The organism is Bacillus sp. C-3-6 (assembly GCF_054509685.1).
The window spans coordinates 4,378,604-4,392,961 of sequence record NZ_CM137247.1 but is presented as its reverse complement, the minus strand read 5'-3'; the positions used below and the strand labels follow the sequence as shown (position 1 = coordinate 4,392,961).

At 35.0% G+C, this 14,358-nt stretch carries 17 protein-coding genes and 2 pseudogenes; 14 read left to right on the top strand and 5 right to left on the bottom strand.

The window, feature by feature from the left end; translation table 11 throughout:
• The first annotated feature begins 92 nt into the window (after nucleotides 1–92).
• Nucleotides 93–926, top strand: a complete 834-nt coding sequence (locus ACW0JX_RS22560; protein ID WP_001256853.1) for an EcsC family protein — start codon at nucleotides 93–95, stop codon at nucleotides 924–926.
• 31 nt (nucleotides 927–957) lie between these two features.
• Here the strand turns inward: ACW0JX_RS22560 and ACW0JX_RS22555 are convergent, their stop codons facing one another.
• Entirely contained in the window at nucleotides 958–1,620 is a 663-nt protein-coding gene (locus ACW0JX_RS22555; RefSeq protein WP_001244515.1) for a YitT family protein, read from the bottom strand.
• 854 nt (nucleotides 1,621–2,474) lie between these two features.
• On the opposite strand from ACW0JX_RS22555, the pseudogene ACW0JX_RS22550 reads away from it, so the two are divergent.
• Nucleotides 2,475–2,668, top strand: a pseudogene (locus tag ACW0JX_RS22550) (hypothetical protein).
• Between the two features lie 28 nt (nucleotides 2,669–2,696).
• On the opposite strand, the gene ACW0JX_RS22545 reads toward ACW0JX_RS22550, so the two are convergent.
• Entirely contained in the window at nucleotides 2,697–3,014 is a 318-nt protein-coding gene (locus tag ACW0JX_RS22545) for a hypothetical protein (RefSeq protein ID WP_000417218.1), read from the bottom strand.
• A 166-nt stretch (nucleotides 3,015–3,180) separates the two neighbouring features.
• Here ACW0JX_RS22545 and ACW0JX_RS22540 point away from each other — a divergent pair, with 166 nt between their 5' ends.
• On the top strand, nucleotides 3,181–4,386 hold the full coding sequence (locus tag ACW0JX_RS22540) for an argininosuccinate synthase (protein ID WP_423117026.1): 1,206 nt from the start codon (nucleotides 3,181–3,183) through the stop codon (nucleotides 4,384–4,386).
• Nucleotides 4,383–5,771 carry an argininosuccinate lyase gene (gene argH, locus ACW0JX_RS22535; RefSeq protein WP_097821763.1) on the top strand — a complete coding sequence of 463 codons (1,389 nt, stop codon included), beginning with the start codon at nucleotides 4,383–4,385 and terminating at the stop codon, nucleotides 5,769–5,771. The genes ACW0JX_RS22540 and argH overlap by 4 nt, the downstream gene beginning before the upstream one ends.
• A 72-nt stretch (nucleotides 5,772–5,843) precedes the next feature.
• Here argH and ACW0JX_RS22530 read toward each other — a convergent pair whose 3' ends face one another.
• Nucleotides 5,844–6,023: a hypothetical protein gene (locus ACW0JX_RS22530; RefSeq protein WP_000342760.1), complete on the bottom strand. Its 180-nt coding sequence runs from the start codon at nucleotides 6,021–6,023 to the stop codon at nucleotides 5,844–5,846.
• A gap of 95 nt (nucleotides 6,024–6,118) precedes the next feature.
• Between ACW0JX_RS22530 and ACW0JX_RS22525 the strand changes: the two genes are divergently transcribed.
• Both ACW0JX_RS22525 and ACW0JX_RS22520 read left to right on the top strand, forming a co-directional pair.
• Complete coding sequence (locus tag ACW0JX_RS22525) at nucleotides 6,119–6,814, top strand: hypothetical protein (protein ID WP_089171834.1); 696 nt, start codon at nucleotides 6,119–6,121, stop codon at nucleotides 6,812–6,814.
• Nucleotides 6,815–7,157: 343 nt separating this feature from the next.
• Nucleotides 7,158–7,580 carry a VOC family protein gene (locus ACW0JX_RS22520; protein ID WP_000250791.1) on the top strand — a complete coding sequence of 141 codons (423 nt, stop codon included), beginning with the start codon at nucleotides 7,158–7,160 and terminating at the stop codon, nucleotides 7,578–7,580.
• Nucleotides 7,581–7,875: 295 nt separating this feature from the next.
• Here the strand turns inward: ACW0JX_RS22520 and ACW0JX_RS22515 are convergent, their stop codons facing one another.
• Nucleotides 7,876–8,334, bottom strand: a complete 459-nt coding sequence (locus ACW0JX_RS22515; protein WP_001066672.1) for a universal stress protein — start codon at nucleotides 8,332–8,334, stop codon at nucleotides 7,876–7,878.
• A 147-nt stretch (nucleotides 8,335–8,481) separates the two neighbouring features.
• Here ACW0JX_RS22515 and ACW0JX_RS22510 point away from each other — a divergent pair, with 147 nt between their 5' ends.
• From ACW0JX_RS22510 to ACW0JX_RS22475, 8 genes and pseudogenes are all read left to right on the top strand, one after another.
• Entirely contained in the window at nucleotides 8,482–9,273 is a 792-nt protein-coding gene (locus tag ACW0JX_RS22510; RefSeq protein WP_002024902.1) for an SDR family oxidoreductase, read from the top strand.
• A gap of 214 nt (nucleotides 9,274–9,487) precedes the next feature.
• Complete coding sequence (gene ald / locus ACW0JX_RS22505; protein ID WP_001219401.1) at nucleotides 9,488–10,621, top strand: alanine dehydrogenase; 1,134 nt, start codon at nucleotides 9,488–9,490, stop codon at nucleotides 10,619–10,621.
• Between the two features lie 189 nt (nucleotides 10,622–10,810).
• Nucleotides 10,811–11,185 (top strand): hypothetical protein, encoded by a 375-nt coding sequence (locus ACW0JX_RS22500; RefSeq protein ID WP_459245793.1) that lies wholly within the window; start codon nucleotides 10,811–10,813, stop codon nucleotides 11,183–11,185.
• Nucleotides 11,186–11,229: 44 nt separating this feature from the next.
• Nucleotides 11,230–11,562, top strand: coding sequence for a cupin domain-containing protein (locus tag ACW0JX_RS22495; protein WP_000450933.1), 333 nt, complete (start codon nucleotides 11,230–11,232; stop codon nucleotides 11,560–11,562).
• The gene (locus ACW0JX_RS22490; protein ID WP_078400665.1) at nucleotides 11,559–12,347 is read left to right on the top strand and encodes a GNAT family N-acetyltransferase; all 789 of its coding nucleotides are present in this window, start codon (nucleotides 11,559–11,561) and stop codon (nucleotides 12,345–12,347) included. The genes ACW0JX_RS22495 and ACW0JX_RS22490 overlap by 4 nt, the downstream gene beginning before the upstream one ends.
• Nucleotides 12,348–12,349: 2 nt before the next feature.
• Nucleotides 12,350–12,694 carry a DUF6176 family protein gene (locus tag ACW0JX_RS22485; RefSeq protein WP_001100204.1) on the top strand — a complete coding sequence of 115 codons (345 nt, stop codon included), beginning with the start codon at nucleotides 12,350–12,352 and terminating at the stop codon, nucleotides 12,692–12,694.
• A gap of 228 nt (nucleotides 12,695–12,922) precedes the next feature.
• Nucleotides 12,923–13,063, top strand: a pseudogene (locus tag ACW0JX_RS22480) (anti sigma factor C-terminal domain-containing protein); the annotation flags it as partial.
• Nucleotides 13,064–13,126: 63 nt separating this feature from the next.
• Complete coding sequence (locus ACW0JX_RS22475) at nucleotides 13,127–13,333, top strand: hypothetical protein (RefSeq protein ID WP_001248905.1); 207 nt, start codon at nucleotides 13,127–13,129, stop codon at nucleotides 13,331–13,333.
• A gap of 13 nt (nucleotides 13,334–13,346) precedes the next feature.
• On the opposite strand, the gene ACW0JX_RS22470 is transcribed toward ACW0JX_RS22475, so the two are convergent.
• A complete protein-coding gene (locus tag ACW0JX_RS22470) occupies nucleotides 13,347–14,174 on the bottom strand; it encodes a DUF2785 domain-containing protein (protein WP_459245073.1) in 828 nt (275 codons plus the stop codon).
• Nucleotides 14,175–14,358: the final 184 nt, after the last annotated feature.

Below are 14,358 nucleotides of genomic sequence, written 5' to 3'. Positions count from 1 at the left end.
AGGGTATGTGAAAAGAGATATACAAGCATATTTGTAAAGAATAAGCAGAAATATGTTACAATAGAAAAAAATCGAACGAGGTGGTTGTTACGATGCGATCGAAGCGAGAACAAGCCATTTTAGACAATATAAAAGAATGGGAAGCGCAATTAGTTGAGCAAGAAGCGACCGATTTTCAAAAAGTGTTTGATAAATGGTTACATACTACAGTTGCGAAATTACCTGAGAAAAAGCGAAAAGAATTCTTCACGAAAGCAGATGGATGGCTCTTTCATTTGCATGCATTTATTCAAAGTTCACAAGCACAGTTAGACGCACGTAATCGGATTTTAGGAACATCGAGATTATTTGATGAATCGATTGAACAGCTTGAAGATTTGAAAGCATTATCTATTGATCAGTTAACATACATAGCAGAGCAGCAAACAGCACGTCATCGTCTATATTCATTTGTGCAAGGCGGGGCGACAGGTGCTGGAGGTTTATTATTATTAACGGCGGATTTTCCGGTTATGATCGCGTTAAATGTGAAGGCAGTCCAACTTATTGCAACATCATTTGGACATGATGTGAACAAGCCGTATGAAATGATGCTTGCGTTAAAGGTGTTTCATGCGTCATTACTACCAGGAAGACTTCAGCAATATGCATGGTACAATTTATTGCAAGAGCTGGAGCAAGAAGATTCGTTCTTTTACGAAGGAGACGAAGCAGTGCTACAAACAGCTTCTACTGAGGTTGTGTTAAAACAAATTTTGAAGACATTTTCGATTTATGCTCTTCGTCGTAAATTATTCCAAGGTATACCGGTAATTGGAATGGCAATTGGATCTACAGTGAATTATCGTTTAACAAGAAACGTTACTGAATTTGCAAATAGATTTTATCAAGTGCGCCATATAGTCGAGAAAGAAAAAAGAGCATAAAAAAAGCGAGAGGCCGAAGCCTTTCGCTTTTTTAATTTGTTGCATGTTTTTTGGACATTGGAACAGATACTGGCTGCTTTTCTGCTGTTTTTTCTGTTTTTGGATAATAAATTAAATCCAATGTTTTTGCCTGTACGGCAATCGAAAGAATAGTAAAAGCAATTTCTGTCCAATTTAAATAATATAATGAAAGCGCAAGAACAATCGCGTCAAAGACGAAGAAAATTTGCCCAATTGTAAAACGAGTTCGTTTACTTAATACAATTGTTAAAATATCGTCTCCACCGGTTGCACCGCCAAATCGCAATATAAAACCGAGTCCAATACCAGCTAACGCACCGCCAACTACTGCAGCTATAAATAAGTTATTTGATAAATCTACCGTAAATGGAGAATAATTTTCCATAAAGGAATAAAATACTCCGAATGAAATTGAACCTAAGAATGAGTAGCCAACCATTTTTCTACCTAAAAATGAAGCACACAGTAAAATAATTGGGATATCCATTAATACAGTTGAAATAGATGGTGAAATATCATAAAAGTTTTGAATGAATAGTGCAATTCCTACAAAGCCACCTTCTGTTAAGTGGTTTTGGAAGTGAATGTGATATAGCGCTGCTGCTAAAATAAATGAACCGATTAAAACCATAAAAATTTCTTTAATAATTTGCCGACTTTGGATGTTCCTCATCGTTATTCCTTCTTTCCGTAGTTAGTAGTCCTTTTTGTGTTGTAAACTAACTACGAGCTCACATGTAGCTTTCAGTTAGTTTACGAAAAAACTAACTACGCTATATGTCGCTGAAGAAATAACGAATAATCCTCTCGTCCATCAATTCTCCCTACCTTCGTTTTAGTTTAAGTCTTAAAACGACTAAACAAAACGTGGAGTAGGATTCGTCATTTAGCAATCCTGCTCTTCTTTGTTTTGTTTAGTTAGTAACAATTAAGTCCTAAACAAAACGCTATGTGTAAGAAGAGTCTTTTTTTTGCCAAATTATCCTTCGGGCAATCATAATTTCCCCACTCTCGTATTTTTTTCGCTAGACTAAAGTATCTGAGCTAAAAAATACGCTACGTGTATGATTCGTCAATACGATGCCACATGCTCCTTCGAGCGATCATGATATCAAAATCCCTTCCTTCAAGATTTATACTATTATATCATACTTTTAAAAAATGTATGCGGATGGAAACCGACAATAAACGGAGGGAATCTACAAAAAATGTTATGTTTAAATATTTTTGTAGAAAAGCCTAAGTTATTTCGGAGGATTGGACAGTTTATAACGGTTTGTCCAATAAGTAAGAAAAAAAGGGTTTTATTCCGTTGTGTTCTTTTCATCACTTTTATCTTTAAAAAACGCATCCCAACTAATCACACTTAAAAAAGTTAAAGCGATAATAACGAAAGCACGCATAAGCTTTAAACCTCCTTTTTTACATAGTATATGAATCATTCGATTCAGAATGTGTCATTTTTTTACAAGTCTTAACTATTATGAGAGTATATTAATATAGATAGATGAAGGGGAGAGTGAAGGTATGCTAAAAGACATGTTCAAAAGAAAAGAATTAATATGCATTTCATGTCAGAAAAAATTCAATATGAAGAAGAGCTTGTTGCTTTTGTAAAGTTGCCGGAAGAAAGAAGTATATTAGTTGGTCCATTCGATGTATGTTTGGCGAAAACAGCACAAGAAATATATTGTAAATCATGTTACGACAAAAAAGCATGACCCAAAGTAATTGAGGGGCATGCTTTTTTCATTGGTGTGCTTTCCCCTCAGATACATTTTGAGTGAGTCGATACCAAAGCCAAAGGTCATTAATGATGGAAGCAAGATCGGCAATTTCTGAATTTAGTTTACAAGAAACTTCGAAGTCTTCTTCGTTATTTAAATAATGTTGTTTTGTATTAATATAGTGCTCAAGTTCTTTTATACGATCAGGAATTTTCCCGCGAACTTGTTCCCATTTTAGTAAAATAGCATGTTGCATTTTTTCGGGGATTTCTTCCCAGTCTTCTTGTAAATGTGGAATTTCAATTCCTAGATGTTCATCGTATAAGAAATACTTTTCCATAAGTTCACCCCCGTTTTCCTGCTTATATTGTACATAAAAACAGAAAGAAGTTCGACGAAATTGTTTGAAAAAATTTGAAAATGACTATTGATACATTTTGTGAAAGGTGGTAAAGTGTGAATTATTATAAAATAAAATGAATATTTATTCTTTAGGGGGATGCAAAATGGAGAAGAAAAAAGTTGTATTAGCATATTCCGGAGGTCTTGATACTTCCGTTGCAATTAAATGGTTACAAGAGAAGAATTATGATATTATCGCGCTTTGTTTAGACTTAGGGGAAGGAAAAGACTTAGCATTTGTAAAAGAAAAGGCACTTTCAGTAGGTGCAATTAAATCATATATGGTGGATGTCCAAGAAGAATTTGCGAATGAATATGCATTGATGGCGATGCAAGCACACACATTATACGAAGGGAAATACCCTCTTGTCTCTGCATTATCTCGTCCGCTTATTGCGAAGAAATTAGTAGAAATCGCAGAACAAGAAGGTGCAACTGCAGTTGCACACGGATGTACAGGGAAAGGAAATGACCAAGTTCGTTTTGAAGTTTCTATCCAAGCATTAAATCCTTACTTAGAAGTGATTGCGCCTGTACGTGAATGGAAATGGTCACGTGAAGAAGAAATTGCATATGCAAAAGAAAACGATGTACCAATTCCGATTAATTTAGATAGCCCGTTTTCAATCGATCAAAACTTATGGGGACGCAGCAACGAATGTGGAATTTTAGAAGATCCATGGGCAGCGCCGCCAGAAGATGCATATGAGATGACATTGGCATTAGAAGATACACCGAATAAACCAGAGTTTGTAGAAATCGGATTTGAAGCAGGAGTACCGACTACTTTAAATGGCACTGCATATTCACTTGCAGAATTAATTAAAACGTTAAATGCGCTTGCTGGAAAACACGGCGTTGGACGTATTGATCACGTAGAAAATCGTCTTGTCGGTATTAAATCTCGTGAAGTATACGAATGCCCAGCAGCAATGACGTTAATCACTGCGCATAAAGAGTTGGAAGATTTAACACACGTAAAAGAAGTAGCACATTTTAAACCAGTGATTGAACAGAAAATAACAGAACTTATTTATAATGGTTTATGGTTCTCGCCTTTAAAACAAGCGCTTCATGCATTTTTACAAGAAACGCAAAAGAATGTAACAGGTACAGTGCGTGTGAAATTATTTAAAGGTCATGCGATTGTAGAAGGACGTAAATCTGAATACTCTTTATACGATGAAAAATTAGCAACATATACTGCTCAAGATGAATTTAATCATGATGCAGCAGTTGGATTCATTTCATTATTCGGTTTACCGACGAAAGTATACAGCCAAGTGAATCAAAAGAAGGTGGAAGCGTGAGCAAACTTTGGGGTGGACGTTTTACAGAAGAAGCGGAAGCGTGGGTTGAAGAGTTCGGAGCATCCATCTCTTTCGATCAACAATTAGTAAATCAAGATATAAAAGGAAGTATTGCACACGTAACGATGCTAGCAAAGCAAGGCATCGTTACGAAAGAAGAGGCAGAGAAAATAAAGATAGGTCTTCAATATTTATTAGAAGAAGCGAAACAAAATAAATTGCATTTTTCGGTTGAAGCTGAAGATATTCATTTAAATATTGAAAAGATGTTAATTGAAAAAATCGGTGAAGTAGGAGGGAAACTTCATACAGGCCGAAGTCGTAACGATCAAGTGGCGACAGATATGCATTTGTATTTAAAAGAAAAGGTAGAACATATTATAAAAGCTACAAAACAATTGCAAACTGTTCTTGTTCATCAAGCAGAAAATAACATTGAGACAATTATGCCTGGCTATACGCATTTACAGCGTGCCCAGCCGATTTCATTTGCTCATCATATTCTTGCTTACTTTTGGATGTTAGAGCGTGATGTGAATCGTTATGAAGATTCATTAAAGCGTATTAATATCTCCCCATTAGGAGCAGGAGCGCTAGCTGGGACGACATTCCCGATCGACCGAGAATATAGTGCGGAACTTCTTGGGTTTAATGGAATCTATGAAAATAGTTTAGATGCAGTAAGTGATCGTGATTTCATACTGGAGTTTTTAAGTAACTCATCTATGCTTATGATGCACTTATCACGCTTTTGTGAAGAACTTATTTTATGGAGTAGCCAAGAGTTTCAATTTATTGAAATGAGCGATCAATACGCGACAGGAAGCAGCATTATGCCGCAAAAGAAAAATCCGGATATGGCGGAACTAATCCGTGGTAAAACAGGCAGAGTATACGGTAATTTATTCAGTTTACTTACAGTAATGAAAGGATTACCACTCGCTTACAATAAAGACTTACAAGAAGATAAAGAAGGAATGTTTGATACAGTCAAAACAGTAGAAGGATGCCTTCATATTATGGCGGGCATGCTTGAAACGATGACTGTAAACAAAGAAAAAATGGGGCAAGCTGTGACGCAAGATTTCTCCAACGCAACAGAAATTGCCGACTACTTAGCAAACAAAGGACTACCATTCCGTCAAGCTCATGAAATTGTTGGGAAGTTAGTGCTACATTGCACACAAAAAGGAATTTATTTATTAGATGTCCCGCTTGAAACATATCAAGAAATGAGCTCTTTATTTGAAGAAGATTTGTATGAAGTTCTTTCACCATATGCGGCTGTAAAGCGTCGTAATAGTGCTGGTGGGACAGGGTTTGAACAAATCAAAAACGCTTTGGAGAAGGCGAAGGGGTTAGTTGGAGAGTTTGTTAGAAGTTGATTGATTTTATAGGGAAGAAGGTACGCTAATCTTGATGGAGAGAAGCTTACCTTCTTTTTTTATAGCCCAAAATTAATCATACTTATGTCGATCTTCTGTAATTCGAATATACTCAATATCCATCAAATCACGAAGCAATGCACCATTACTTAGTTCAACGCCATGTTTCTCTTTAAAATGAGTGCGAATTGTATCTAGCATTTCAATTTCTTTTCCGTTCACGTCTAAAATAATGCGTTCAGAATCATCCATATAGCATCCTCCTTTTTTACACATATATATTTTGTCCGTCTATTTCTAAAAAATGTATGTTAACGTAATGTTAGGAAATAAGAAAGGGATGAAAAATGAGACGTATTTATTTTATAGGGCTAATTTTGTACACGCTAATTGTATTGCATGTTGCATTCCCAAATATCTTTTCATTTGAGGATTTAGAAACAGTACACGTTGCGATATTTATTTTTGCTCTATTTGTAGTAGATTGCTTTATTTCTATATGGCTTTCGAAAAGAAAAGATATACAAGGCAAAAAAGAAATGGAACGGAAAAAGAGAAAACGTTCATTTTGGATGATGACATACTGTTTGTCTGTAGTGCTTACTGCTGCTTTTTTTAGTGAACATATTCCATTAGAAAGAGTAAATATTGGATTTGGAGCATTCGTATTCGCATACTATTTTTTTATGCACTTTCTTCCTTATATGAAAGAAAAGCGAGGCGAAGGGGAAAATCCGCTTGTAGAAGAAGCGAAAGAACAAGAGCATAAGAGAATAGAAGAAGATATAAAGAAACTTGGAGAACAAAAGTGGTATTTAAAATCAAAAATCATATACGTTCTTTGCTTTATTACGCCACCAATTGGTTATTTGTACGTTTTCTTATTTCGTAAAAAAATGACAGAAGGTGCAAGACGAACGTACTTAACGGTTGCGACGATTATGATGGCATTATGGTCTTTGAAGTTTCTTCCGCCCTATGTGTTGGCAATTACCGTTGTTGTCGTAGCATGTCTTGTGTTTATAGTGAAGTTTATAAAATGAAAACACGAAGTCTAATATGTAACACTGAATTTAAAATAGTTAAAAATATATAAGATATACTACACGACGACACATGTTGTTTAACAATGTAGTTTTAAAGTGTAGAAACACTTAGTTTGATACGCTTGTTTTTTATCACTACATTCATCAAAGTAACAATAAAGTCGTTTCTGTAATGATTTAAGAAAGGAATAACCTATTTAATAACTACATGCTACTGAATACAGTCTTTCATGTATTGTTATAAGAAGAAAAACAAGGGCCAGTGTTATTAAACTAACAGATAGATTAAAGTAAGAAATGTTATACTATAATTTGTTTAGTAATAATAGGAGGAATAATAATGGTTCAATCAATAGTTCATATCGCATTAGTAGTAAAAGACTACGATGAGGCAATAGAGTTTTATACAAAGAAACTAAATTTTACATTGGTCCAAGATATATATCAGCCAGAGCAAAATAAAAGATGGGTAGTGGTATCTCCTCCTGGTTCAGTCGGCACGACAATACTACTGGCTAGAGCATCTAAACCTGAGCAAGATTCTTTTATCGGTAACCAATCAGGCGGTAGAGTTTTTCTTTTCTTAAATACTGACGATTTTTGGAGAGATTATAATGAAATGATCTCAAGAGGAATAGAATTTGTGAGAGAACCGCAAGAGCAAGAATATGGAACAGTTGCAGTATTCAAAGATTTATACGGGAATTTATGGGATTTGTTACAATTAAAAGATGACCATCCAATCGCTCAAAGAATTAAGTAGAATACAGTTTAAAGTTTATTAAATAATCAATTGGAAAATGGGGATTTTGAAGTGTTCTTTGATTTTGTGGAGTGGATTGATATTTTAAAATCCATACAAGAGTAGAGAAAAACAGAGAAGATTTATTCCTATGAATAAAAATAAAGGCATGTCGTGAAAAAAGGAGTGGATTTCCCACCCCTTTTTTAGTTTATTATCATTGTTTAACAATATGTGTTTATTGTTCATTCGAGCCTCGAACTTAATTTTCCTTATCCTTCGGTAAAATATGTGGACTTGGTGTTTTATCTATAAATTAAAGATCACCTTGCTCCTCATCACCACGAACAACAAGGACATCGCATTTCGCATAGCGAATAATATGTTCAGAGACGCTACCGATTAGGAAGCGTTCAACAGCATTTAAACCAGTCGCACCACACATAATTAAATCTACTTTATGGTTTGGAGCGATTTCTTTTGAAATTTTAGATTTAGGATTACCAAATTCTAATACAGTTTCAATTTTTTCAAGACCAGCTTCAAGCGCAGTTTTTTTGTAGTCTTCTAATAAGTCTTCTGCAAATAGATTTGCACGTTCAGCAATTGCACGGCTATAAGCCTCTACTGCTGAGTACGCTTTTACATCAACGATATGAGCGATTGTTAATGTTGCATTGTTGCGCTTTGCGACTTGAATTGCTTTTTTAAAGGCTTTTTCTGCTTCTTTAGAACCATCCACCGCGATTAAAATATTTGTATATGTATTATTCATAGTAAATTCCTCCCAATCTGTTTTATAACTGTTTACAACTTAATTATAAAACAAATTTTGGTAACGTGCTTGCCAGAAACGTTACAGAATTTTGAAAACTCTGTTTCAATTCATTTTAGTTGTAATTGGAGCGAGAACTTGTTACATATGAAGTATAGCAATTTAAAAGGGGGCAGTTTTGTGAGACATGCGCTCATTACAGCCGGTACGAAAGGTTTAGGAAAGCAAGTAACAGAAAAGTTATTGGCTAAAGGCTATTCAGTAACAGTAACGTACCATAGCGATATCACGGCTATGGAAACGATGAAAGAAACATATAAAGATGTGGAAGAGCGTCTACAATTCGTGCAAGCAGATGTCACGAAGAAGGAAGATTTACATAAAATAGTAGAAGAAGCGATGAGCCGTTTTGGCAAAATTGACTTTTTAATTAATAATGCTGGTCCATATGTATTTGAACGAAAAAAGTTAGTTGATTATGAAGAAGATGAATGGAATGAAATGATTCAGGGAAATTTAACAGCGGTATTTCATTTATTAAAACTTGTTGTTCCGGTCATGAGAAAACAGAACTTTGGCCGTATTATTAATTACGGATTTCAAGGGGCGGATAGTGCACCGGGATGGATTTATCGTTCAGCTTTTGCCGCAGCGAAAGTAGGACTTGTTTCATTAACGAAAACAGTTGCTTATGAAGAAGCGGAGTATGGTATTACTGCGAACATGGTATGTCCTGGTGATATTATTGGCGATATGAAAGAGGCGACTATTCAAGAAGCACGTCAGCTAAAAGAGCATAACACACCGATTGGTAGATCTGGAACAGGTGAAGATATTGCAAGAACCATTTCGTTTTTATGTGAGGACGATTCCGATATGATTACCGGTACAATTATTGAAGTGACTGGTGCAGTGGATGTTATTCATAGACATCGATAGAATAAAATAAGATGAAGTTTCAAATAATTGGACAGTTTATCCATTGTGCTGAGAGGTGCGGATAATACTGTCTTTTAATATAAAATTAAATCTATCGGAAAACTTGTATTATTTTTTTGTCAAATATTGAGATATTATGTTAAAATATAAGAGCGTAGAAAGCGCTTTAAAAAATGATTCAGGGGTCATTTCATAACTCAAGGGGGAACTAATCATGCGTATCGGTATTCCAACAGAAATTAAAAACAATGAAAACCGTGTGGCAATGACGCCAGCGGGAGCAGTACATTTAGTACAAAATGGTCATGAAGTTTTTGTTCAAAAAGGAGCAGGTTTAGGATCTGGTTTTACGGATGAAGAATACGTACAAGCTGGTGCGAAACTTGTAGAAACTGCTGAAGAAGCATGGAATCAAGATATGGTTATGAAGGTAAAAGAGCCAGTAGCAAGTGAATACGGCTATTTCCGTGAAGGTTTAATTTTATTCACCTACTTACACTTAGCTCCAGAGCCAGAATTAACGAAAGCATTAATCGATAACAAAGTTGCATCAATTGCATACGAAACAGTACAATTAGACAATCGTTCTTTACCATTACTTGCACCTATGAGTGAAGTAGCTGGTCGTATGTCTGCACAAATCGGTGCACAATTCCTTGAGAAAAACAAAGGCGGTAAAGGTATTTTACTTGCAGGCGTTCCAGGGGTAAAACGCGGCAAAGTAACAATCATCGGCGGTGGTCAAGCTGGTACAAATGCAGCTAAGATTGCAGTAGGTTTAGGTGCAGATGTAACAATCATTGACTTAAGTGCAGAACGTCTTCGTCAATTAGATGATATTTTCGGTAACCAAGTAAAAACATTAATGTCTAATCCATACAACATTGCAGAAGCTGTTAAAGAATCTGACCTTGTTATTGGAGCAGTATTAATTCCAGGTGCAAAAGCGCCAAAACTTGTAACTGAAGAAATGATTCAATCAATGGAACCAGGTTCTGTCGTTGTAGATATTGCGATTGACCAAGGTGGTATTTTCGAAACAACTGATCGTATTACAACTCATGACAACCCAACTTACGAAAAACATGGCGTTGTTCATTATGCAGTTGCTAATATGCCAGGTGCGGTTCCGCGTACGTCAACTCTTGCATTAACAAACGTAACAGTACCATATGCAGTACAAATTGCGAACAAAGGCTATAAAGATGCTTGCCTAGGCAACTCTGCATTATTAAAAGGTATTAACACATTAGATGGATATGTAACATTCGAAGCAGTTGCAGAAGCTCACGGCTTACAATACGCTGATGCGAAAGAGCTACTTGAAAAAGCTCCTGCTTTATCATAATAGAAATACATTTGAGGCCTTCCTTTTCATAAGGAGGGTCTTTTTTATATGGGGAAATAACATGTGAATAATTGTTATTTATTGGTGTAAATCGATTTTTATTATGATAATTTAGAATTATATAATAAAAGAGGGGATTCAATGGGGAGTAAAAAAAGGAAGCAAAAGCAAGCTAAAAGACAAAAGTAAATAAAGAAAAAACAGAAACAGAACATACCTTTTTCACAAAAAGTAGTCATTATGATAGAAAAAACATTCCGGTATATTTGTATGGCTCTGTATGTAATTTTGTGTATGTATTCATTTGGAGTGCTTTACAGTTTTGGGATAACTCCCAATATTATTGAGAGCATTCTAGAATTTATACTTGTTGTAATAGAATTAGCCTTATTCGTTATACTCTTTGCTACAGTATGGCCTAGTCATGAAAGTAAAAAAGATAGAAAAAGAAGCAAAAAATCTTTATACGCTTCAAGCTCATCAAGTGGATTCGGTCACTACAGTAGCAGTGATTGTAGTAGCTCAAGTGATGGTGGAGGAGATTGCGGAGGTGGTGGAGATTAAGTTAATTTTTCAGAAGAACGACTAACGAAAGGATGGAATGAAATATGGAAACTGTGAACTTAATAGAATTAACAAAAGACATTCAAGATCAACATAAAAACTTCGTCGTTTCAAATATAAACAGTCATTGTTTACGAATCGCTGTATTTACTGGTGAATATGATTGGCACTATCATTCTAATTCGGATGAATTATTTATTGTGCTAGAGGGAGAATTACTTATTGATTTTGAAGATGGAGAAACAGCGGTTTTAAAGCCAAATGATTCTATTTTAATTCCAGCATGTACGATTCATAGAACGAGAGCATTAAAGAGAACGGTAAATCTTTGTTTTGAACATATAGAGGCTGATACGATTAAAGTGGAGCAATTATGAAAAAATTATCTGTAGCCGATTATAGAAAAGTTCTTCCGGTTTTAGAAGGTAATACAAGAACGACGACGTTTGCTTATGCGGTATGTGATCAAATGATAGATGGCGAGGTTTTTATAAACGGGCAATTAACAGCAGGATTAATTATTACAGCTAACGGTATCTATTATTTATTTGGTGATACGGATGATCAAAATTATAACGAAGAGTTATTTTCATATTTAAAAACGGCTATTGAAAAAACAGAGAAGAGATTTACACTGTTCACTTCGAGTGAAGAGTGGGAAATGATGATAGAAGAGCGTTTTAGTAATGTACTTCGGGACATCCCGCGAATGAAATTTCAAAGCGTAACCTTTGAAGAGAGTCAACGAGATTTTAACAAAAATACATATGAAGTGAAGCGTATTGATAGAAGAGATATAGAGCGCAGCAGTGAATTTAAAGAGGAGTACTACAAAGAGTATTGGGGATCAAAAGAAACGTTTTTGAACAGTGGTTTTGGATTTTGTATAGAACAAGATGGGATAATTGTAGCTGAATGTGTCTCAATATTTAGCGGGAATGGTTTTGCTGAAATAGATATTGCAACACATGAAGCACATCAAGGGAAAGGATTAGCTCAAGCTGTTGCAACAAGGTTCATTGAACATTGCATGCAAAATGACATTATACCGAGCTGGGATTGTTATGTAGACAATATTCCTTCGCGAAAATTAGCTAGTAAATTAAGTTTTTATCATCCAATAGAATATAGTTTGTTTGTACGTAAGAAAACGGGGGAATAAAAATGAATGTAGAATTAACAAGATTTAAAGTTAAGCCTGGTAAGAGTCATCGAGTAGATGAATGGATGCAGCTTCTTAATGACAATTTGAAAGAAGTGCTTTTGACATTAAACGACGAAAAAATGTACGTTGAGACAATTTTCCGGGAAATAAGAGATGGAGAAGAGTACTTATATTGGTATTCTGTGCAAGGAGAAGGTGGTATTTTTGTCGAAAATTCGCATCATGAAATTGATAAAAAGCACTTAGCATTTTGGTATGAATGTATCGATGAAGAAGCACCGTCTATTGATATGAAAACAGAAGTTGTTATGATTCAAGATGTTGTGAAGGAAGCGATGAAATAATAGAATAGTATTTCAGAGAAGCGCATCAAAATGGATGTGCTTTTTATTATGAAACAATTTATAAAAGCTGCATTTGGATGTCTTTAAGTGAAAATAAAGAGGGATACTGAGAATATTTTAGGATAAACTATAAAGTGAAACTTTAATCAGTGTGGGGTTCATCCCCCATCTAACTTCTTGCTTCCGCTGAATTTTGATGTGAGGTCTTACTGCCCGTTAATGCGGGATAAAGAAATAAAAAACACCAAACCAAAAGATCTACCAATATACGGTATAGTCGTAACAGGAAAAACAGAGGATTTACAAAGTTTACAAGGGTCACCGTATATTAAGGCTGCTGTAAGAGGTGTAACAGTTGAGAAATATTGATTACAAGTAATTAATGTGAATAATCAGAAAATTTATGTTATAATATGGGAAAAGGAGGTTTATATGAGGCAAATACATGGAGCAATTTATATTTACATAACAATGTTTTTCGTGGCGATATCCTATGGATTGGGGCACGTGTATTCGCATCCTATACTAACTTTTTTAAGTGGAGCATGTATGGCGTTTGCGCTTCTTGTCCACCTTTTCTCAGTTTGGATCGTGAAATTTCAATTAAATATTAGTGAAATAGAAGAAGGCACTTTTTGAGTGGCCTTCTTTTTTAATAATATTTTGGAAGCTCTTGTAGCAATTTTTCAATTTCGAATTCGGTTTCTTCACATATAGAAAGTGTGCGTAGTCTGAAAAATAAGCTACGTAAGAAAGATTTTGTATTTCCATATAAAAACTCGTACGATTCAATAGGTAGTGCTTGTTTTTGGACCAGTAATTGAGCTACTAAGTCACGAAGGGCTAATATGAGTATTTCTTCTTTTAGGCCATTTTGCAGCATTGCGACAATCGGATAAACGAGACGCTCGTCTTCTTCGTATTTATAGTAAATAGAATGGATAAAAACTTTGTTTAACAAAGTTTTTAATATCTCTTCGTAATGTAAAGTTTCTAGTTTAGGACTATGAACAAGCGCCTCAAATGTATCGGAAGCATGTGCGATACTATGTGCCCAGCCGTGGTCTTGCACATATCCGCGGAAATCATGTTCATTGTTCATATATAAAATTAATTGATCTTTTACAGTTAAAATATCATTCTGTGATAAGAAATTATGAGTTGTATCTGCATCTATAATGAGCGCAATTAATAAGGTCGTAAATGCACGAGTAAATACAGCATCTTCATCATCTGAATGAATCTTATACAATAAATATTTTTCATCGATGCTTTCTAATAATAGTTTCTGTAATTGTGTGTGTGAAAGGTAGCGATTTTTGATGAGATGATAAAAAGTAGAGTAGATGAGTTTGTCCCTTAAGTAGCTATCAGTAACACCGATATGTTCAAGCATACTGGAACTTAAAGAATCAATATGAAGTGTGTTATCTATGATGTAATTATTATTACGAATTTCTTCTAACTGTTGTTGTAACATATAAACCTCCTGTTTTAGAAAATTCTGTATTTTAATAGTATAATAAAAGGAAGGAATAGGCAATGAAGTGAAACTTTAATTAGTGGGGGGGATTCCCCACCTAACTTCTTTGCTTTCACCGAATTTTGATGTGGGGATCTTACTGTCCGTAAATGCGGGATAAATAAGTGCATTTGAATGGAGG